The organism is Mycobacterium sp. E3339, from assembly GCF_001666915.1.
GTDB lineage: Bacteria > Actinomycetota > Actinomycetes > Mycobacteriales > Mycobacteriaceae > Mycobacterium.
Genome location: NZ_LZIZ01000211.1, coordinates 1 through 18512 on the forward strand (window position 1 = coordinate 1; position 18512 = coordinate 18512).

22 protein-coding genes and 2 pseudogenes are annotated in these 18512 nt (G+C 66.3%); 10 read left to right on the plus strand and 14 right to left on the minus strand.

The window, feature by feature from the left end:
- The coding region (locus A5702_RS19275; protein ID WP_068222787.1) for a hypothetical protein at positions 1 to 584 on the plus strand (584 nt) is incomplete at its 5' end.
- A gap of 36 nt (positions 585 to 620) precedes the next feature.
- Here the strand turns inward: A5702_RS19275 and A5702_RS19280 are convergent.
- On the minus strand, positions 621 to 917 hold the full coding sequence (locus A5702_RS19280; RefSeq protein ID WP_055405454.1) for a ferredoxin: 297 nt from the start codon (positions 915 to 917) through the stop codon (positions 621 to 623).
- The gene (locus A5702_RS19285; RefSeq protein WP_068222789.1) at positions 914 to 2206 is read right to left on the minus strand and encodes an NADH-ubiquinone oxidoreductase-F iron-sulfur binding region domain-containing protein; all 1293 of its coding nucleotides are present in this window, start codon (positions 2204 to 2206) and stop codon (positions 914 to 916) included. The genes A5702_RS19280 and A5702_RS19285 overlap by 4 nt, the downstream gene beginning before the upstream one ends.
- 36 nt (positions 2207 to 2242) lie before the next feature.
- Between A5702_RS19285 and A5702_RS19290 the strand changes: the two genes are divergently transcribed.
- On the plus strand, positions 2243 to 2716 hold the full coding sequence (locus A5702_RS19290; protein ID WP_055405452.1) for a hypothetical protein: 474 nt from the start codon (positions 2243 to 2245) through the stop codon (positions 2714 to 2716).
- A 5-nt stretch (positions 2717 to 2721) separates the two neighbouring features.
- On the opposite strand, the gene A5702_RS19295 is transcribed toward A5702_RS19290, so the two are convergent.
- The 6 genes from A5702_RS19295 to A5702_RS19320 form a co-directional block, all read right to left on the minus strand.
- Positions 2722 to 3588, minus strand: coding sequence for an alpha/beta fold hydrolase (locus A5702_RS19295; RefSeq protein ID WP_055405451.1), 867 nt, complete (start codon positions 3586 to 3588; stop codon positions 2722 to 2724).
- A 16-nt stretch (positions 3589 to 3604) separates the two neighbouring features.
- Positions 3605 to 4003 (minus strand): Rieske 2Fe-2S domain-containing protein, encoded by a 399-nt coding sequence (locus tag A5702_RS19300; protein ID WP_055405450.1) that lies wholly within the window; start codon positions 4001 to 4003, stop codon positions 3605 to 3607.
- Between the two features lies 1 nt (position 4004).
- Positions 4005 to 5150: an amidohydrolase family protein gene (locus A5702_RS19305; protein WP_055405449.1), complete on the minus strand. Its 1146-nt coding sequence runs from the start codon at positions 5148 to 5150 to the stop codon at positions 4005 to 4007.
- A gap of 29 nt (positions 5151 to 5179) precedes the next feature.
- The gene (locus A5702_RS19310; protein WP_068222840.1) at positions 5180 to 6271 is read right to left on the minus strand and encodes an amidohydrolase family protein; all 1092 of its coding nucleotides are present in this window, start codon (positions 6269 to 6271) and stop codon (positions 5180 to 5182) included.
- A gap of 231 nt (positions 6272 to 6502) precedes the next feature.
- Positions 6503 to 7387, minus strand: a complete 885-nt coding sequence (locus A5702_RS19315; protein WP_055405386.1) for an NAD(P)-dependent oxidoreductase — start codon at positions 7385 to 7387, stop codon at positions 6503 to 6505.
- Between the two features lie 9 nt (positions 7388 to 7396).
- Complete coding sequence (locus tag A5702_RS19320) at positions 7397 to 7774, minus strand: carboxymuconolactone decarboxylase family protein (RefSeq protein WP_055405385.1); 378 nt, start codon at positions 7772 to 7774, stop codon at positions 7397 to 7399.
- Between the two features lie 63 nt (positions 7775 to 7837).
- Here A5702_RS19320 and A5702_RS25865 point away from each other — a divergent pair.
- The 3 genes and pseudogenes from A5702_RS25865 to A5702_RS19330 form a co-directional block, all read left to right on the plus strand.
- Positions 7838 to 7991: pseudogene (locus tag A5702_RS25865) on the plus strand (nitroreductase); the annotation flags it as partial.
- Positions 7992 to 8110: 119 nt separating this feature from the next.
- Positions 8111 to 9121: an acyl-CoA dehydrogenase family protein gene (locus A5702_RS19325; RefSeq protein WP_068222791.1), complete on the plus strand. Its 1011-nt coding sequence runs from the start codon at positions 8111 to 8113 to the stop codon at positions 9119 to 9121.
- Complete coding sequence (locus A5702_RS19330) at positions 9105 to 10280, plus strand: acyl-CoA dehydrogenase family protein (protein ID WP_067817251.1); 1176 nt, start codon at positions 9105 to 9107, stop codon at positions 10278 to 10280. The genes A5702_RS19325 and A5702_RS19330 overlap by 17 nt, the downstream gene beginning before the upstream one ends.
- A 22-nt stretch (positions 10281 to 10302) precedes the next feature.
- Here the strand turns inward: A5702_RS19330 and A5702_RS19335 are convergent, their stop codons facing one another.
- The 6 genes from A5702_RS19335 to A5702_RS19360 form a co-directional block, all read right to left on the minus strand.
- Positions 10303 to 10875, minus strand: coding sequence for a hypothetical protein (locus A5702_RS19335; protein WP_068222794.1), 573 nt, complete (start codon positions 10873 to 10875; stop codon positions 10303 to 10305).
- Positions 10872 to 11738: a hypothetical protein gene (locus A5702_RS19340; RefSeq protein ID WP_068222797.1), complete on the minus strand. Its 867-nt coding sequence runs from the start codon at positions 11736 to 11738 to the stop codon at positions 10872 to 10874. The genes A5702_RS19335 and A5702_RS19340 overlap by 4 nt, the downstream gene beginning before the upstream one ends.
- 55 nt (positions 11739 to 11793) lie before the next feature.
- Positions 11794 to 12237 carry a hypothetical protein gene (locus tag A5702_RS19345; protein WP_197281331.1) on the minus strand — a complete coding sequence of 148 codons (444 nt, stop codon included), beginning with the start codon at positions 12235 to 12237 and terminating at the stop codon, positions 11794 to 11796.
- Between the two features lie 113 nt (positions 12238 to 12350).
- Positions 12351 to 13715 (minus strand): cytochrome P450, encoded by a 1365-nt coding sequence (locus A5702_RS19350; protein WP_055405379.1) that lies wholly within the window; start codon positions 13713 to 13715, stop codon positions 12351 to 12353.
- A 43-nt stretch (positions 13716 to 13758) separates the two neighbouring features.
- Positions 13759 to 13959, minus strand: a complete 201-nt coding sequence (locus tag A5702_RS19355) for a ferredoxin (protein WP_055405378.1) — start codon at positions 13957 to 13959, stop codon at positions 13759 to 13761.
- Positions 13960 to 14015: 56 nt separating this feature from the next.
- On the minus strand, positions 14016 to 14717 hold the full coding sequence (locus tag A5702_RS19360) for an SDR family NAD(P)-dependent oxidoreductase (protein ID WP_055405713.1): 702 nt from the start codon (positions 14715 to 14717) through the stop codon (positions 14016 to 14018).
- A 280-nt stretch (positions 14718 to 14997) separates the two neighbouring features.
- On the opposite strand from A5702_RS19360, the pseudogene A5702_RS19365 reads away from it, so the two are divergent.
- The 5 genes and pseudogenes from A5702_RS19365 to A5702_RS19380 form a co-directional block, all read left to right on the plus strand.
- Positions 14998 to 15222, plus strand: a pseudogene (locus A5702_RS19365) (aldehyde dehydrogenase); the annotation flags it as partial.
- Entirely contained in the window at positions 15222 to 16427 is a 1206-nt protein-coding gene (locus A5702_RS19370; RefSeq protein ID WP_055400318.1) for a CaiB/BaiF CoA-transferase family protein, read from the plus strand. The pseudogene A5702_RS19365 and the gene A5702_RS19370, both read left to right, overlap by 1 nt.
- Before the next feature lie 242 nt (positions 16428 to 16669).
- A complete protein-coding gene (locus A5702_RS26475; protein WP_156349438.1) occupies positions 16670 to 16816 on the plus strand; it encodes a hypothetical protein in 147 nt (48 codons plus the stop codon).
- A gap of 5 nt (positions 16817 to 16821) precedes the next feature.
- Complete coding sequence (locus A5702_RS19375) at positions 16822 to 17640, plus strand: ABC transporter permease (RefSeq protein WP_055400316.1); 819 nt, start codon at positions 16822 to 16824, stop codon at positions 17638 to 17640.
- Positions 17641 to 17649: 9 nt separating this feature from the next.
- On the plus strand, positions 17650 to 18495 hold the full coding sequence (locus A5702_RS19380; RefSeq protein ID WP_055400314.1) for an ABC transporter permease: 846 nt from the start codon (positions 17650 to 17652) through the stop codon (positions 18493 to 18495).
- The last annotated feature ends 17 nt before the right edge of the window (positions 18496 to 18512 follow it).

The window sequence follows — 18512 nt, forward strand, 5'->3', positions numbered from 1 at the left end:
ACCGGTTGGCCGCGGTGCGCGCCTCGTTGCGGTTGGTGTCGACGCCCGCCTGCCGCTCCGCCCGGGCGATCGACGGGGGACCGTTGGACGCGGTCGACCACGTGATGACGTACTTCTTCACCGACCCGGCCGGACTGCGCGGATTCAACGAGCTGTCCACGGCACTCGGGAACGCCGGCCGTAAGATCCCGCTGCTGCCGCCCGTCGAGCGCGGAGTTTACGAGGTGCAGAGCAAGGCGGCCTCGCCTCGGGTCAAGGTCGGGTCGGACGTCCTGCCCTGGCTGCCCGTGCGGGGCGCGTTCGTGTTGGTCGAGCGGGGATCGGCGGCGACGGACCCGCTCGTGGAGGTGGCCGGCGTCGCGGGCGTCTGGTCCGCACTCTCGCGGCGGGTCGACGCGAATTTGGCCAGCGCCCAAGGGGGGCAGTCCATCACGTATTGCTTCCTCGACGACGACCCGGTTGACACCGCCATTCGGCTGGGTCCGGTGCTCGCGGCCCGCTGGGCGGACCCGGGTGTCCAACCCTTGTTCGCCGCACCGTTTTTCACGGTGGTGCCGTTCGAGTGGGACCGGTATGTGCCGTAGCGGGGCCGCCTGGCCGCGCTCACTACCGCGCTGTGATCAGCGCGTGAAACCCCACTCCGCCTCGTTCTCTTCGGTTTTCAGGTGCGCGGCGGGATCCTCGGCGTCGGTGAGCGGCGGGTGCGGGGCGGGGGAGGTGCGCTCGCCGATCTCGGCGATCGCGTGCACGGGGCAGTCCATCAGGGCGCGCATGACCGCGTCGCGATCGGACTCCGCTACGGTGCCATCGCCGATGAGGGACGCGTAACCCCAGTCGTCCAGTGAGAAGTATCCGGGCGCGTACTTCGCGCAGATGCCGAAGCCGTCACAGACGGTGCGGTCCAGGCGGATCTTCATGCGTGCCTCCGTTCCGCCTCGTAGGGGCGCTCGGCGCGAAACACGCCGCGGACGCAGCCCTGGCAGGTGCCGTCGAGATGCGCGGCTACTTCGGCGGGGAACTGACAGAGCAAGCTGGCGGCCACGTTGGTGGCGGCGTCCAGCGTCGCGCACGCGCCGCGGCCGCGCAGCAGCACCGACCAGCGGCGCAACCGTTCAACGTCTTCCGTCGTGGCGGCGCCGTCGCGCAACGCGCCGGCGGCGGCCGCCATCGCCGCGGTCCCGTTGAAGCACGATCCGCACTGCCCGGCGTTCTCCCGATCGAAGTAGGCGAGTACCGACGCCGCGACGGCGACGGGGCAGTCGTCGGTGATCACCGAGATCGCGCCGCAGCCCAGACCGCTGCCGAGGCGCCGCATGGTTTCGTGGTCCAAGGTCGTGTCCAGCACGGTGCGGTTGAGCAGGCCGGCAAAGTAGCCGCCCATCAGCGCACCGCGCACCTGGTCGTGCGAAACACCGTGCAGCGCAAGAAGTTCCGTAAACGGCAGACCGTGGGGGAGTTCATAGAGGACGGGCGGGCGGCCTGCCCCGGTGATGGTGGCCAGGAAGGTGCCCGGGGACAGCGACGTGCCTTGCGCGCGGAACGCGGTCGAGCCGTGGCCTCGCAGGAAGGGCAGATTGGCCAGGGTTTCGACGTTGCTCACCAACGTCGGGCGATTGTCGACGCCGGTTTCGAAGGGGCGCGGGGGCTTGTCCGTCGGCTTGGCCGGGCCGCCGTTGATCGCTCGGACGGCGGCGGTCTCCTCGCCGGCCACATAGCCGGGCGGCACGTGAAACATGCCGACCGTGACACCGCCGAGCGCGCCGGAATCGAGCTCGCCCAGGGCGGTTTCGACGCTGTGCGCAGACTCCGGGTCGGACACGTAGACGTGGGCGCGCTCGGCCTCGACCATCGCGGCGGCCAACCGCAGTCCGTCCAGGATCAGGTGGGGTCGGTTGCGCAGCAGCCAGCGGTCTTTGACCGAAGCCGGCTCACCCTCTTCACCGTTGGCGACGACGACGTCGCCGCCGGCGATGCGCCCGTTGTCGCGCACCGCGCGCAACTTCACCGCAAGCGGGAAGGCCGCGCCGCCGCGACCGACCAGCCCGCTGGATTCGACCTCGCGTAGCAATTCCTCGGTGCCGGCGAGGGGCCGGTACCCGGCGAGCCTTCGATAGGCCGCGAGATCTTCCCGCTGGCCGGCCAGCAGCCGGGGTTCGAGCCCGGGCGGGGTGGCGGTGGTGACGGAAGTGGATTGGGTGGTGTTCACGGCTGGCCTGCCATCGTCTTAGTTAGGCTTGCGCACATGCGAACTGCGGTGGTGCGCGTCAACGTCGACCCGGCGAGCTCCTGCACGGCCGCGCAGCTACGAGACGGCATGGCGGAGCTCCTCGGGCTTGCGCGTGCGGCGGGGGCCGATGTGGTCGAGAACGACCTCGCGGCGATGCCCGCGGGCCGCCGTGAAGTCGAATTGCTGATCGGGGCCGAAGACGTGGAAGCGGCCAGGAGTACGGCGATGCGGTTGTGCGCCAAGGTATTCGCCGCAAAACCGGTCCCGGGGGTGGTCACCTTCATCAGCCGGGGCACCGACGACGACGCGCACGGGGTGCTGTCCGGCTTCGGGCTCACCGGTGACATCGAGCGGACGCCGGGCGACGACGGTTTCGACATTGTGTACGTGACGCTGCGGGAGTCCGACCTCGAACGCATCCCGGAGAGCCGGGTGCACACGGCCCTGGAGGCGTCGCTCAACTGCGAGGTTCACATCCGCACCCGCTAGCGCCGTCACGAGCCGAGGAACTCGAGGATCGCGGGCGCGGCCTGCACCCACGTGTCGAACATGTTGAAGTGCTGCACCCGGCCCGCCGCACGGTCCTCGGCCGCCCTTTCCCACGCGTCCTCCGGCCACGGCGGATCGATCAGCTTCGATCCCTTGATCAGGCAACTGACCTCGAGCGAGGTCCGCTTGGGGTGATCCATGTCGTTCTCGCCGCCACGAATGATCAACGTGGGCACCTTGATTCGGTCGAACATCTCGTCCTCGACGCCCGGGATCGTCTGCCCCGGTTTGGAAACGAAAGCGTTGAGCCAGCGCAGCATCACCTTGAGGAACTCGCCGGAGTCGAAGTCGAGGAAGCGCTGCTTGTTGTTCGGGTTCTCCTCGATGCGATCGCGCCACTCGGCCACCTTCACCACGCCGTCCATCCCGGTGCCGCGCACCGCGAGAATGCTCGGCACGATGTAGAAGGAGCCGAGCACGAAGGTGCCGTAGATGCCGCCGACGATGTTCCACACCACGAGCTTGGTGACCATCTCGGGGTAGAGCATCGTGGTGAGCATGGAATCCCTTGCGCCGCCGGAGCCGCCGGCGAGAATGCAGCGCTCGAAGCCCAGCCCGGTTACCAGCTTGTGCAGCGTCTCGGCGCGCATGTGCGATTCGCTCTGGCCGTAGAACTGCACATCGGAGGCGCCACAGTTGGGCCGGTCCCACAACAACACGCGGTAGCCGCCGGCGGCAAGCGCGTCGGCAAGCGGGCGCAGGCCCTCGATCTCCTTGCTGAACCGGCCGCCCGGCGTCAGGGCAATGAGATCTCCGGATTCCCCGAGGATTTCGTAGACGACATTTCCCCCGTTGATCTCGATTGAAGGCACCCGAATTCTCCTGTGGTTAGGCCTGCACCAGAACGTCGTTGCCGACGACGCGCACCGGGTAGGTGCGGATACTCCATTCGGGCTTGACCGCGGTGGTGCCGGTCGCCAGCTCGAAACCCCATTGATGCCAAGGGCAATAGATGTACTCCAGGTCACGAACCATGACCGAGTCGCCCGGGGTGGTCTCGTCGACGATCGTGCGTCCCCGCGCGCGGCCCGAACAGAGCGGACCGCCCTGGTGCGGGCAATAATTGGCGATGGCATAGAAGCTGCCGTTGACGTTGTAGACGCCGACGCCGTGGCGCCCGATGGGCACGAGTTTGTGCTTGCCCGGCGGGATCTCGTCGACCGTGGCGACAACGTGCTCACGGCCCTGGGCGAGACGGGGCTCGGGCCGCTTGGTTTCTTCCGTCAACTCAGAGCACCCGGGTCTGACCCTCGAGGACCGGCACGGTCTCGGGCAGGTGATAGGTGGCGATGCCGTTCTTGTACATCACCGCGTCTCGGGCCGCCTTGGGCAGGTGCTTGACCAACCATCGGGGGTCGTCGAACGTCCAGTGTGGGTAGTCCGAGGAGAACAGCAGGATCTTCTCGCACTCCATCCATTCCAACGCGCGGGTCAGCTCCGTCTTGTCCTCGGGATAGTCCAGCGGCTGGGTGGTGAACTTGATGTGGTCCTTGACGTACTCCGAGGGCTTGCGTTTGATCTCCACCCACGATTTGCGGGCCTCATAGATCGAATCCATGCGCCACATCAGCGGCAGGATCCAGCTGAACGCGTGCTCCACGAAGACGATCCGCAGCGTCGGGAACCGGTCGAACACGCCGTCGAAGATCAGGCTCATCACCTGGTTTGCCGCCAACAGCGAGTAGGTCACCATGAAGTCGTGGTTGTAGCTGGGGAACCCCACCGGCGGGATGGGCAGCTCGTCGAATTGGCTGCGCGACAGGTGGCAGCTCACGGTGATGTCGTGCTTGGTGGCGGCGGCCCAGATCGGGTCGTATTTCGGGTGACCCCAGGACGGCCGCGGCTCGGCCTTGATCAGGATCTGGGCCATATAGGGGTGCCCGGCCCATTTCTCGATCTCGCGGACCGATTCTTCCGGCTCCTCGATGGCGCAACAAATTGAACCCCGCCACCGTTGGTGCCAGTTGTTGTGGCTGTCCAGCCAGTGATTGGCCTGCCACTCGTTCAGCGCGCTCGACATCGCGTGCTGCGCCTCGGGCAGGCGCGCCGGGTAGGCGGCGGGTTCCAGGATCGCGATGTCGGAACCGGCCTCCATGATCAGCTGGCGAAACGCCATATCCGGGTCGCTGCAAGGGAATTCGCCGTTGGGGGGAAAGGAGTCCACTCGCATCGCGTAGGAGTGGGCGTAGTCGGGGGCGTCGTAGTAGATCTGCTCACCCACGGTGCGCGTGAGGAAGTATTTGCTGCGCCAGGGCTCTGGGATGTAGGGCAGGAGTTCGCCGCGCTTGGGTGCGGGGTGGACGTCTGAGTCGACGCAGCGGACGGCTATGCGCTCGGCAGCGGGGACCCGCTCCTGCGAATGGGTCAACGTCATCGCAAACTCCTCGGTCTCACGTCGTGCTTCTACTGTGCGCCAACTCCGGCGGGGATGTCTATGTTGTAGAGCTGCGCCGCGTTGCGCCAGCACAGCTTCTCGCGCTGTTGCGCCGACAGCGCGCGGGGAAGCTTCGCGATGTCACCGCACTGCCAGTGCGGGTAGCTGGAGCCGAACATCACCATGTCGTCCTTGCCGGTGAAGCCGAACCATTCGCCGGCGAACTCGGTGTCACCGGGGCCGTCGAGGCTGCCCTGAACGAAATACACGTGGCCGGGCAGGTAGTCGCTGGGGATCCGCGGCGCCCACGGCGTCTGCTCGAGGTGGGGCCGGCCGAAGGTGTCCATCCGCCAGATGAACGGCGTCAAGAAGTCCGCCGCTCCGTCGCCCCAGACGAATTTCAGGCCGTCGAAGCGCTCGAACACGCCCTCGGCGATCATGTTCATCAGGTGATAGATGTAATTCAGCGCCATGAAGCTGACGTACTGCTCGTAGGTGCGGGTGTTGCCGTTCGGGGTTGGCGGAAAGGCGATGCCGGAGCCGACTTCGATGTGGGCGGCCACCGGGAGGCCGGCGTCGACGGCGGCTTCCCACAGCGGCCAGAACTGCGGCTTGCCGTAGAGGTCGCGGGATTGCAGGGGGACGCCGATCTGGACCACCCGCGGGTGCGCGCGCCACCGCTCAATCTCGCGCAGCGCGCCTGCGATGTCGTCGGGGTTCACCCGGATGGTGCCGCGGAACCGCTCGCCGAACTCGTTGGATTCCAGCCAGTTCGACACCATCATCTCGTTGTGCGCGGCGTGCAAGGCGCTGCCCAGGTGGCGGTCCGGCATGATGCCGCGCGCCATCGGGTGCAGCACCGCGATGTCGACGCCGCGCTTCGAAAAGAGTTCGCTGGCAACGAATTCCGGGTCCGAGCCGGGGTACTGGCGGTCCGGGCCCTCGGTGTCGGGCGCGTATTCACCGCCCGGTGCCCCGTACCAGTCCATCTCGTAATCGGGGAAGCCGCGGCTCTTGAACGGCTCGCGCAGGGTCTCCCGCAGCGCCTTGTTGGACGGAAAGAAGATGTGCACGCTCGCGTCGATGAGCGGTGTGCGGGTTCCGTCGGCGTGTTCGATCACGAAGGCCATCCATCGGCAGTCGAAGCGACCCCACTCGGGTCATATGATAGATAATCTAACATTTTCTTCAGCGGTCCATCAATGTGTTTCCCGTAAGCGTTTCGTTTAACCATCGTCCCTGGTGGAGGGCACTTTCGCAGTTAGCGTGCAAGTATCGTTCTTAAATCGGAATAATACCATTCTCGTCGTCGCGACCGCAGGTCCGGCGCCGGTCGAAGCGCGCCGACGGACTTACTCGTTCGGGCTGCCCACGGTCACCCCGGCGGCCTTCTCGAAAGGTTTGATCACCGCGGTGAAGTCGGAATCGGCGCCCTGGTCATCCGCGGTCCGCTCCCAGAGGCGGGCGATGGTTGCGGCGACGTCCGTCGGCACGCCGAGCGCCTCCGCCTCCTCCAGATACAGGCGCACGTCCTTGACCATCAACCCGGTGGCAAACCCGTAGTCGAAGGTCCGCGGGAGGATCGCGCGGGGGAATTTGTCGCGGCTCGCGCTGGTCGCGCCCGAGCCGGCGTTGAGCACCTCAATCATCACGCCGGGGTCGAGACCGGCCTTGACGCCCATCACGACGACCTCTGCGGTGGCGGCCAGGACGTTGGCCGCCAGGATGTTGTTGGCCAGCTTCATCGTCTGCGCCGAGCCGGGTTTGGGCCCGACGTAGAAGGGCCGGCCGATCACCGCGAGTGTGGTTCGCACAGCGTCGAATTCGGCGCGCGGGCCGGACACCATGACCGCGAGCGCGCCCTTCTCCGCTCCGCCGACCCCGCCGCTGACCGGACTGTCGAGTGCCGCGATGTTTCGCTCGGCGAGTCGGTCATGGATCTGCACGGCGGTGCGGCTGCCGACGGTGGACAGGTCGACATAGCGCTTGACCCGCGCCCCCTCGAGAACGCGCGTCGCGACCTCGAGCGAGGCGAGCGGCGTCGGGAGGCTGGCCATTACGGTTTCGGTACGGTCGGCGACTTCCTTCGGTGACGACGCGGCGCGCGCGCCGAGGTCGACGATGCGCCGCAGCGCCGCCTCGCGGGTGTCGAAGGCGACGACCTCATGGCTTTCCTGAATCAGGCGGCGCGCCATGGGAAAGCCCATGTTGCCGAGCCCGATGAATCCCACCTCCACGACGCGGCCCTAGTCCCCTAGCTCGGCGAAGGCCTCGCGCGCGATGCGGAAGCTGTCGACGGCCGCCGGCACCCCGGCGTAGATCGCCACCTGCAGGAAGATTTCGCGGATCTCCTCGCGGCTGACGCCATTGGTCAGCGCCGCCTTGACGTGCGTGCGTAATTCGTTCGGCCGGTTCAATACCGAGATCATCGCCAGGTTGAGCATGCTGCGCGTCTTCCGGGGCAGCTCTTCGCGACCCCAGATGGCTCCCCAGCAGTATTCGGTGACGAGATCCTGTAGCGGCCTGGTGAAGTCGTCCGCGTCGGCCAGGGCGCGGTTGACGTACTCCTCGCCGAGCACCTCGGAGCGGACGTGCAGTCCCCGCTGGTAGGTTTCGCGATCCAATGGTCTTCTCCTTCGTCGTGGCGGCGTCGGCGCTTGCATTCGCCCCGACCGCAGTCTCCCATCGCCGCCGGAGACACCGGCCGCCGCGCCCGCACCTACCGGGCGACCTACGAATTGCATGACCCCGCCGGTGAATTCATGTCGGTGCTTGGCCGCCCGCGCCCACGGCCTGGACGCCTGCCTCACAAGCTGGGCGTCCTACGGCGGCGCACTGCTGGCCGACGGTTAACGCCCCCCAACTGCCGTTGGTGAGCTCATGCCCGGATTCCGAGATTATTACTTCCACATCGGAGAATGTTATTCTCGCAATGGCGGTGACGACAGGAGGCGGCGCGGATGCTGTTGGAATTCGATGCTGATCAGCGGCTGTGGCAGAGCACCGTGCGCGACGCCGTCGCCAAGCAGTGCCCGCCCTCGCTGGTCCGGAGCGTGGCCGAGGACGATGGCGACCCAACGCCCCTCTGGGAAGGATTGTGGAAGGCCTATGTCGACCAGGGCTGGACCGAGCTGAACGACCCCGAGAGCACGGTGGAGCTCGCCATCATCCTCGAGGAGCTGGGGCACGCCACCGACCCCACCCCGTTCCTGGCGACGATGAGTCAGTTCGCGCCGCTGGCGGCCGAGCATTTCGATCCGCACCAGTCGGGCACCGCCGTGTACGCCGGTGTCGTGGCGCACCGGGACGCCGAGGGTTGGGTGCTGGACGGGACCGCGCGCCATGTGCTCGACGGCGATCGGGTCGACCGGCTGGCGGTGGTGACCGACGCCGGGGTATTCCTCGCCGGGGCCAATCAGGTAACCGCCCGGCGGGTCGCGGTGTTCGACCCCGTCCTGCACGTCGCCGACTTGTCGTTCAACGAAGTCCGCGTACCCGACACCGCCCGCCTCGCCGTCGATTGCGAGCGCGCGAGGCATATTGCCTTGACGGGCATGGCGATCACGATGGTCGGCGCCTGCCAACGGATCCTCGATCTGGCGCTCGAACACGTGCGTAGCCGTCAGCAGTTCGGTGTGCCGATCGGCTCGTTCCAGGCCGTCCAGCACAAGGCGGCCGACATGCACGTCGCGGTGGAACGCGCCCGCGCGCTTGCGTACTTCGCCGCGCTGACGATCGCCGCCAACGATCCGCGCCGCCGGCTGGCGGCGGCGATGGCCAAGGCGTCGGCGGGGGAATGCCAGTCGCTGGTGTTCCGGCACGGCCTACAGCTGCATGGCGCAATGGGATTCACGTGGGAGAACGATCTGCAGTTCGCGCTGAAGCGGGCCAAAGCGGGTGAGCTGATGCTCGGCGGCGCGGCCGAGCACCGGGCGCGGATCGCGGAGGAATACCGTGCAGCTGACTTTTGATTCCGACGTCGAGGAGTTCCGGGCCGAGTTTTCGGCGTTCCTCGACGAAAACCTGCCCCCCGCAAGCGAAACGCTCGAGCGACCGCGCTCCGTCTCGCACATGCCGCAGTGGGCGCGCGACTGGCAGCGGCTGCTGTTCGACAACGGCTGGCTGCTGCCGAGCCAGCCGCCGGAGTTCGGCGGCCGCAACGCGACGGTCATCCAGCAGTTCGTTTACCTCGAGGAACTCAGCCGCCGGCGGATCTACCACAGCTTCAACCCGCAGGGCGTGAATATCGTTGCCGCTTCGCTGTTGTCGTTCGGAAGCGACGAGCAGAAGCGGCGCTGGGCCGTGCCAATCCTGCGGGCCGAGATCACCGCATCGCTGGGGATGAGCGAACCCAGCGCGGGCTCCGATTTGGCGTCGCTGCGCACGCGCGCGGTGCTGGACGGTGATCACTTCGTGGTCAACGGGCAGAAGGTGTGGACCTCGGGCGCCCACGATGCCGACGTCCTGCTGACATTCGTTCGGACCAATCCAGATGTGCCGAAACACAAGGGAATCAGCGTGCTGATCATCCCCACCGACACCCCCGGTGTGGTGCGCCGGCCGTTCCCGTCGATCTGCGGTGCCGACGACCTGGATTTCAATGAGGTCTTCTTCACCGATGTCCGCGTGCCGGCGGAGAATCTGGTCGGTGAACTCGACCAGGGCTGGCGGGTCGCCAACGGTTCGCTGGGCCACGAACGCACGATGATGTGGCTGGGTTTCGCCGATCGACTCGACAACATGATCGACGACTTCCACCCCAGCACGGAGGTCGAGCGCGATCAGTACGCCAGCACGATCATGGACAAGCAGGCGCTGCGGCTGCTGGGTTCAGTGGCCCTGGCCCGCGCCGCGCGCGGCGAAGATGACGTGGCGGCGATCTCGGTTCTGAAGCTGCTCGGATCCGAGGCCGAGCTGCGCGGCATGGAGCTCGCGCTCACGTCGGCGGGATCCGACGGGCTCGTCCATCCCGGGCTGACGGGGCCGTACGCGCACATGAACCTCGACCACTACTTCGCCAGTTGGTTCGAGCGCTACGCCCGCAGCTTCTCCGGCACGATCGCCGGGGGCACCTCGGAGATCCAGCGCAACATCATCGCCCAACGGGTGCTCGGGCTCCCGCGAGGCTAGCCGCCCCGGGCAATGCGGCGGGCTAGACCGGGTCGAACTTGGTGATCAGCCACTGGCCGTTGACCCGGGCCATACTCACCAGCACGCTGCTGGACGCCATCGCGGGGTCGGGGTTGTCCTTGCTGGTGGTGCTCTGGTCGACCAGCACCAGCACGACCGCCGAGTCGGGCCGCAACTCCGAGACGGCGGCGCCTATCACCCGGGCGCTGGTCTTCAGCGACTTCTGTTTGGCCGCCGGCGCGACGATCTGGTCGGTGAACTGGTTGTAGTACGACAGGAAATCGCCGGACAGGTGCGTCTTGGCGGCGGCGAAGTCCTTGTCGAGGGTGTCGGGCGAATACGACAGCAAGGCGACCGTTCCGTCGGACGCCGCGCTTACGACGGTGTTCGCGACGCGGGTGTCGGTTTGTTTATCGGGCCGGTATTGCTTGAAATACAGCCAGGTCGCCACGCCACCGGTAATCAACAGCAGTGAAATCAGGGCGACGGGAACGGCTTTCACTTTCCGCCGCGCGCGAGGCTCGCTGCTTTCATCGCGGTCGATCTGTTCGGCAGAGTCGTCGGCGGTGTCGGTGCTCTGCTTGTCCTCGCTCATGGGATGAACTCCACGTTGGACATCTTGTATTGCCCGGCTTCGTCTTTGACGGTCACCTTGAGTCGCCAATTGCGCGGTTCGTCTTTGGCGCCCGCTGCGTTGGTGATGTGCGATGTCGCCGCGACGAGAACCAACGCGAAATCCCCGTTTATGGATTGCACGGCCGCCGCATTCACGGTTCCCTGGGTGACCACTTTGGACTGCTCGACGACGGTCGTGAAATCCTTTGCACGGGCCTGGAAGTCGTCCCGGAACTGGCCGGTCGAGCTGTCGATCACCCGCTGGACATCCTCCTTAGCCTTGTTGAAGTCCATAGAGGTCAGGTTGACGACACCCTGGCGGGCCCCCGCGATGAAGTTCGCGGCGCGCTGATTGCGCTCGACGGTTTCATGGCGGTTCCACATCATGTATCCGCTGGCCGCGGTGAAGGCAACGATGAGCACGATGGCGGCCGCTTTCCACGCCGCCGACAGCGATGGCAGGTGCAGCCGCCGCCGGGACCGTGCGGGCTCGGCCTCCGATTCCGCGTCTTCCGGGGGCTCGTCGGACGCTTCCTCCTCGGTCTGCGGTTCGTCGCCATCCGTGGCTTCGACAGTTTGGGTGACGTCGTCCTCGATCTCCGCTTCGGCGGTGCCGGTTGCGTCCTGGCCGGCGTCGGGCGATTTGTCCTCGCCGGCTTCGGCGGCCGCAGCGTCCTCGGCCGCCTGCGCTTCGCGGCGGAGCCGGGCGGCACGAGCGCGGGCGCGCGCCGCGTCGGCCAGCGCTTCGGCTTCGGCTGCCTCGGCCTCGGCTTCCTCGAGTAACGCCTTCACGTCAGTTTTCGAAGTGGCCGAATCGTCCCGCGTTTTCTTTGCCTCAGCCATCGTGCTTACTGCCCGCAGCCCTCATGATCAACCGACTCCTGTACCTCTCACGCGGCTACCATCGCACGAGCGAGAAGGGCCAACTGCTGGTGCCCCCCGGTCCGCCGCCGCAGCCGGTGTCGAACGTCGAGTCGACTTGACCCGCCAGCGTCACCGCATCCCACGAGTACACGTCGTGCGAGGGAAAGAACTGGACCACGCAGCGCACACCGTCGGGCACATCAACGGACAGGGTGTAGCGGCCGTTGGACAGACGGGCGTCTCCCCGGTAGGGCGCCGCTTGCCCGTTGGGCTGCGGAGTTGCGTACACGCTCACGCATTCCGGCTCCGGGTGGGCGCACGGGTTGATCGACCAAATCCAGCTGTGGCCGGGGTCCCGGGTCGTGTCCACCCTGTAATTGGCATACGGCATGCCCGCGTGGGCGCTGGGCGGGACAGTCAGCGCGACCATGGCAAGCGCAAGGCTCACTGCGAAAGTCTTCACCGATGCGTCTCCCATCTCTGCATACGCGCTTGGCCCAAATATAGGGTGCGGCCACCGTGAACATGGCTACTCGTAATAATTGGCGCCGTCGGCGTCCGGCTGTCGCCGGGGTGAAGTCGCGCGCCCACCTAGTCGATAACCGCGGCTTCCTTGCGTTCGGTGATCGGCCTGGCGAGCTCTTGTTCGTCGCAGATGCGCTGCAGCTTCTCCAGCGTCGCGTCCAGGCCCTCGCCGATTTTTCGGCCGGGGGTGAAGGTGGCCGGCAACTTGCGCATGCCCTGGATGACGCCGATGGTCTCGTAGTGAACGGTGCCCTCGGGGTCGCACTTGTAGTCGGGTATCCGGTCCAGAACCGCGGTCAGCATGGATTTGAACACGGTGCGTGCCACGTTCGATCCGGCGCACCGGTGCACGCCCAATCCGAAGCTGAAGTGGCGGTTGCCTTTACGGTCCAGGACGATGTCGTCCGGGTCGTGGAACACCGCCGGGTCGCGGTTGGCCATCGCCCAGGAAATCCATAGGCGCTCCCCCTCTTTGAATCGCGTGCCGTCGAGTTCGACGTCGTCGGAGAATGTCCGGCCGTCGCCGGGCGCGGGGGTGAAGTAACGCAGGAATTCCTCGGTCGCGGGGTCCAGCAGCGTCTTGCGTTGCTCGCTGAGCAGTTCGCGTTCGGCGGGATGCTCGGAGAGCCATTCCAGCGAGTGGGCGGTCAGCGCGGTGGTGGTGTCGAATCCACCCCCGATGACCAGGCCGAGGTTGCCGAGGATCTCCAGATCCGGGGCGGGCTCGCCGTCGATGCGCATCTGCAGCAGCGCGTTGACGATTCCAGGCCGCGGGTTCTCGCGAATCTCGATCATGGTGTTGACCATGTCGAGCCCCATCTGGCGGTGCATCTCGGTGACGCGCTCGATGTCCGGGGAGTGCTCGGGGGTGTAGACCGCGGCGTGCACCGGCTCGCTGTACATGTTCCACTTCTTCAGCGGAATGCCCAGCATGGCCAGCGTCAGGACGGCCGGCACGATGTTGGCCAGGTCGTCGACGAAGTCGATCCTGCCCTCCTCGATCTTCTCGTCCAGGCAGGCGCGCGTCACGTCGTCGATGAAGGGTTCCCAGCGCTTGACTGCGGCGGGCGACAGGTAGGGGTTGAGCACCGTGCGATAGATGCGGTGCTCGGGTTCGTCCATCTCGAGGATGCCGCCCCGGACCGCGCTGACGCGGCTGGCGGTGGGGATCGAAATGCCTTTATAGCCGCGGCGTTCCCCGTGGATGTCGTGATCGTTGGACACCGCGGGGCAGCGGGCCAGCTCGAAGACCTCGTGGCTGCCGGCCGCGACCCAGTGCCCGCCGTAAGTGTCACTCCATGCCATCGGGCACTTGGCGTGCATCTCCTTGGTGATCGCCTTGAACTGCGACCGGTACTCCGGCGAATGCCGGTCGAAGTGGAAGGTGTTTTTCTTGCGGTCGCTGCCGCTGACGACGTCGTCGACACTCAACGCTCTGTCTCCCTACGTGTTTCGTCGGTCAGTATCTGCCGGCTCAGGCGTCGTCGGTGATGATGATGGCCTGCTCCGGGCAGGATTGCGCGGCTTCACGAACCTGGTCCTGCCGATCTTCCGGCACCACTTCGTCGACCGCGGACGAGCTGCCGTCGATGTCGCTGAGCTCGAACGACTCCGGCGCGATCATCGCGCACAGGGTGTGGCCCTGACAGCGCTCCGGATCAACCCAGACCTTCACGGTGTCTCCTTGCGGTGGTTCGTTGGGGCTCGAGTACGTAGCCGAGGCCGGACGGCTCAGGTGTTGCGCCCGCCGTTGACGCCCAAGATCTGCCCGGTGATGTAGCCGGCTTCCTCGGATATCAGGAAGGCGCAGGCCGCCGCGATGTCTTCCGGCCTGCCGATCCGGCGGACAGGCGTTCGGGCGATGGTTTCGTCGATGTCGCCCAGGAATCCCTTCTCCGCCGCGGCGCGCAGCATCGGGGTGTCGATGAAACCGGGTGGCACGGCGTTGACGGTGATGCCGCTGGGGCCGTATTCGAGTGCCAGGGATTTGGTGAGCCCGTTGACGGCGGACTTGGCCGCCACGTAGTGACTCATGTAGGGCGCGCCGGAATGCGTGCTCGACGACGAGATGTTGACGATCCGCCCCCACTTCGCCTCGAGCATGTCGGGCAACACCGCCTGGATGGTGTGGAAGACCCCGTTGAGGTTGACGTCGATCACCCGCTGCCAGTCGTCGAAGGTGATGTTGTTGAAGCGCTTGAATCCGTCCAGCCCGGCCGCGTTGACGAGCACGGTGACCGGCCCGAGCTGGGCGCGGATCGCCGCCAGGGCGGCATCCACCTGCGATCGGTTGGTGACGTCCGCGGTGAAAGAGTGGTCGTCGTCCGAGGGCCGGAGGTCGATCGTGGCGACGTCCAGCCCGTCGGCGCGCAGCCGTTGCACGACGGCAAGACCGATGCCGGACCCGCCACCGGTGACCACCGCAGTCTTCACGTTGAGACCTTTACTCCCGAGGTGACCGTCTCAGCCACAAAGAATCTCGCTTACAATTATGAGAACCTTACTCTCAGGCCGAAGCGGCGTGCAACACACTCGGGAAACCGTGTTTGGCCTGCGTCAAACTGCGTTGTCCGGCGCCCCGCTTGCGGTTGCGGCGCTGGTCAGTGGCCCGGTCCCATTCCTGAGAGTTTCTTGAATTATCGAGACTCGAATGTAAGATTCGCCGGGAAGGAGAATGAAATTATCGTGACCGTCACCACATTAGGGAGTGCGGATGCCGGCCCAGAACACGGCAGAGCCTGCGATCACCGCGAGCATTGAGAACGCCGCGCCCGAGTCACCCGTCGACCGCCGGCTCTTGATCGGTGGCCGACTGGTCGCCACCGACAGGACGTTCCCGTCCAGCAATCCCGCGACCGGCGCCGTCATCGGGTACGCCCCTGACGGGGAGTTCCTGGAGCGCAAGACGTTTGCGGTGCCGGCGGCGGTGGCCCGGGCATGAGGCCGCTGGAGGGGATCCGCGTCCTGGAAGTGGCCATGTACGGCTTCGTCCCTTCGGCCGGCGCCGTGCTCGCCGAGTGGGGCGCGGACGTGGTCAAGGTCGAGCACGCGGTGACGGGCGACCCCCAGCGCGGACTGCGCCAGACCGGCATGCTGCGCGTCGAGGGCGACCCGAACCCCAACATCGAGCACGCCAACCGGGGCAAGCGCAGCATCGGCCTGGACATGTCCGTGCCCGAGGGCAAGGAGGTGCTCTACGAGCTTGCCCGCCGGGCCGATGTGTTCTTGACCAGTTTTCTTCCCGCTCACCGGAAGAAATTCGGCATCGACGTCGAGGACATTCGTACGGTCAACCCGAAAATCGTCTACGCCCGCGGGAGCGCGCTCGGTCCGCGCGGCCCCGAGTCAGAAAAGGGCGGCTACGACATGACCGCGTTCTGGTGCAGGGCCGGAACCGCCGCGACCATCACCCCGGCGGGAATGCCCGGCATGATCGCGCCCCCCGGCCCGGCCTACGGCGACACCATCTCAGGCACCAACCTCGCCGGCGGCATCGCGGCGGCGCTGCTCAAGCGCGAACGCACCGGCGACCCGTCGGTCGTCGATGTGTCGCTGCTGGGCAGTGGCTTCTGGGCGATGGGCCACACGGTCGCGCTGACAAAGCACTTGGGACAGCGGATGGAAGCGCCGCCGCCGGGCGTGCACGGCGCTCCGAACAATCCGTTGGTGGGCCTGTACACCACCTCCGACGGCCGCTACATCTCGTTCGTGATGATGCAGCCCACCAAGTTCTGGGCCGACGTCTGCCGGCATGTCGACCTGCCTGAGCTGGCCGATGATCCCCGCTTCGTCACCGTGGAATCGATCGCCGCGAACACCGCGGACGCCGTGGAGATGCTGACGAAGGCGATCGCGACCCGCACGCTGGCCGAGTGGAGCGAACGCTTCGCCACGCTCGCCGGGCCGTGGGCCCCGGTGCAGGACACCCTGCAGGCCGCGGACGACGCGCAGATTCGGGCGAACGACTACCTGGTGCGCGCGGGCGAGCTGGAACTGGTCGCCAACCCGGTCCAGTTCGACGTGGCGGCGCCGCAGACCGGTCCCGCGCCCGGCTTCGCCGAGCAGACCGACGAGATCCTGATGGAACTCGGGCTGGACTGGGATCGAATCATCGAACTGAAGACGGCCGGCGCCGTCACTTGAGTACGACAGCGACCGGAGGTGTCCCACATGTTCGAGCCAACCGTCGCGCCGGTTGCGACCAAGCTGCCCCGGATAAGCGGTGTGCTGATGGCTTGTCGGATAACGGTTATGCGTTTTCCATTCCGCCCGGACTCGGCATGAGTCATAATCGCCGGACGCTTCAAGACATGGGGCCCCACGTTTTGATGCGGCGACTCACGCAACAGAACGGAGGGCCTGGCGTGAGGATGGACAGTGCTGTCATGCCCGACGAGGTCGCTGAATTCGGGCTGCCGACTGGGCTTTTCACCGTCGACCGCTCGCCCTCTTGGCTGTTGCTTGAGCCGAATCTACCGCAGCACGCGGCGCACAACAAGACCATCGGTCTCATAACTCAGGAAAGGGTTTGAGGCCGATGGCAACCAGGGGAGCAGACCGCTGGTCGGCGGGATTGCCTCAGCTGAAACTGAAATGGGACATTTCGGGGCCCATGCAGGCCGTCGGAGCCTTATTCGCGATGTCGGCCGATGCGGTCAAGTTCGCATTCCGCCGACCGTTCCAGTGGCGCGAGTTCTTGGAGCAGTCCTGGTTTGTCGCGCGAGTGTCGCTGGCCCCCACCTTGTTGGTCGCGATCCCGTTCACCGTCCTCGTCAGCTTCACGCTCAACATCCTCCTGCGGGAACTGGGCGCCGCGGACCTATCGGGTGCGGGCGCCGCGTTCGGTGCGGTCACCCAGCTCGGACCACTGGTCACGGTGCTGATCGTGGCGGGCGCGGGAGCCACCGCGATGTGTGCAGACCTGGGGGCGCGAACAATTCGCGAGGAAATCGACGCGATGGAAGTGCTGGGCATCAACCCGGTGCAACGGCTCGTCACCCCGCGCATGCTGGCCTCCGGGTTGGTCGCCTTCCTGCTGAACAGCCTCGTCGTCATCATCGGCGTGCTGGGCGGCTACGTCTTTTCGGTGTTCGTGCAGGACGTCAACCCCGGCGCTTTCGCCGCGGGCATCACCTTGCTCACCGGCGTGCCCGAGGTCATCATTTCGTGCGTCAAGGCAGCGCTTTTCGGCCTTATCGCGGGCTTGGTCGCCTGCTATCGGGGTCTGTCGATCACCGGCGGGGGCGCCAAAGCCGTTGGCAACGCGGTCAATGAAACCGTGGTTTATGCCTTCATGTCCCTGTTCGTCGTCAACGTGGTCGTCACCGCGATCGGCATCAAGATGACGGCGAAGTAGGGGCTGCCAATGGCGCTGAGGGCCGCATACCCGCGTTTGTTCCGCCAATTCGAGAGGCCGGTCGCCTCGTTGGGCCGGATTGGCGACCACACCCTGTTCTACGGCAAGGCACTCGCCGGGGTGCCGTTCGCGGCCACCCACTACACGCGCGAGGTCGTTCGGCTGGTGGCCGAGATCAGCATGGGCGCGGGCACTTTGGCGATGATCGGCGGCACCGTGGTGATCGTCGGCTTCCTGACGCTGGCGGCGGGCGGCACCCTGGCCATTCAGGGTTACACCTCGCTGGGCAACATCGGGATCGAGGCGCTGACGGGCTTTCTGGCCGCGTTCATCAACGTGCGCATCGCGGCGCCGGTGGTTGCCGGGATCGGCCTGGCGGCGACCTTCGGCGCCGGGGTGACCGCTCAGCTGGGCGCCATGCGGATCAACGAGGAAGTCGACGCGCTGGAAAGCATGGCCATTCGGCCGGTTTCGTACTTGGTCAGCACCAGGATCCTGGCGGGAATGATGGCGATCACGCCGCTGTACAGCATCGCCGTGATCCTGTCGTTTTTGGCCAGTCAGTTCACCACGACGTTCCTGCTCGGTCAGTCGCAGGGGCTGTACCAGCACTACTTCAACACGTTCCTGAACCCGATAGACCTGTTGTGGTCGTTCCTGCAGGCCATCCTGATGGCGCTCACCATCCTGCTGATCCACACGTACTACGGCTATTTCGCCTCCGGCGGGCCGGCCGGTGTCGGCAACGCGACCGGCAACGCCGTGCGCACCTCGCTGATCGTCGTGGTGTCGGTAACGCTGTTGGTCTCGCTGTCTATCTACGGTACGAACGGCAACTTCAACCTGTCCGGTTAGTAAAGGAGGTGAAAGGG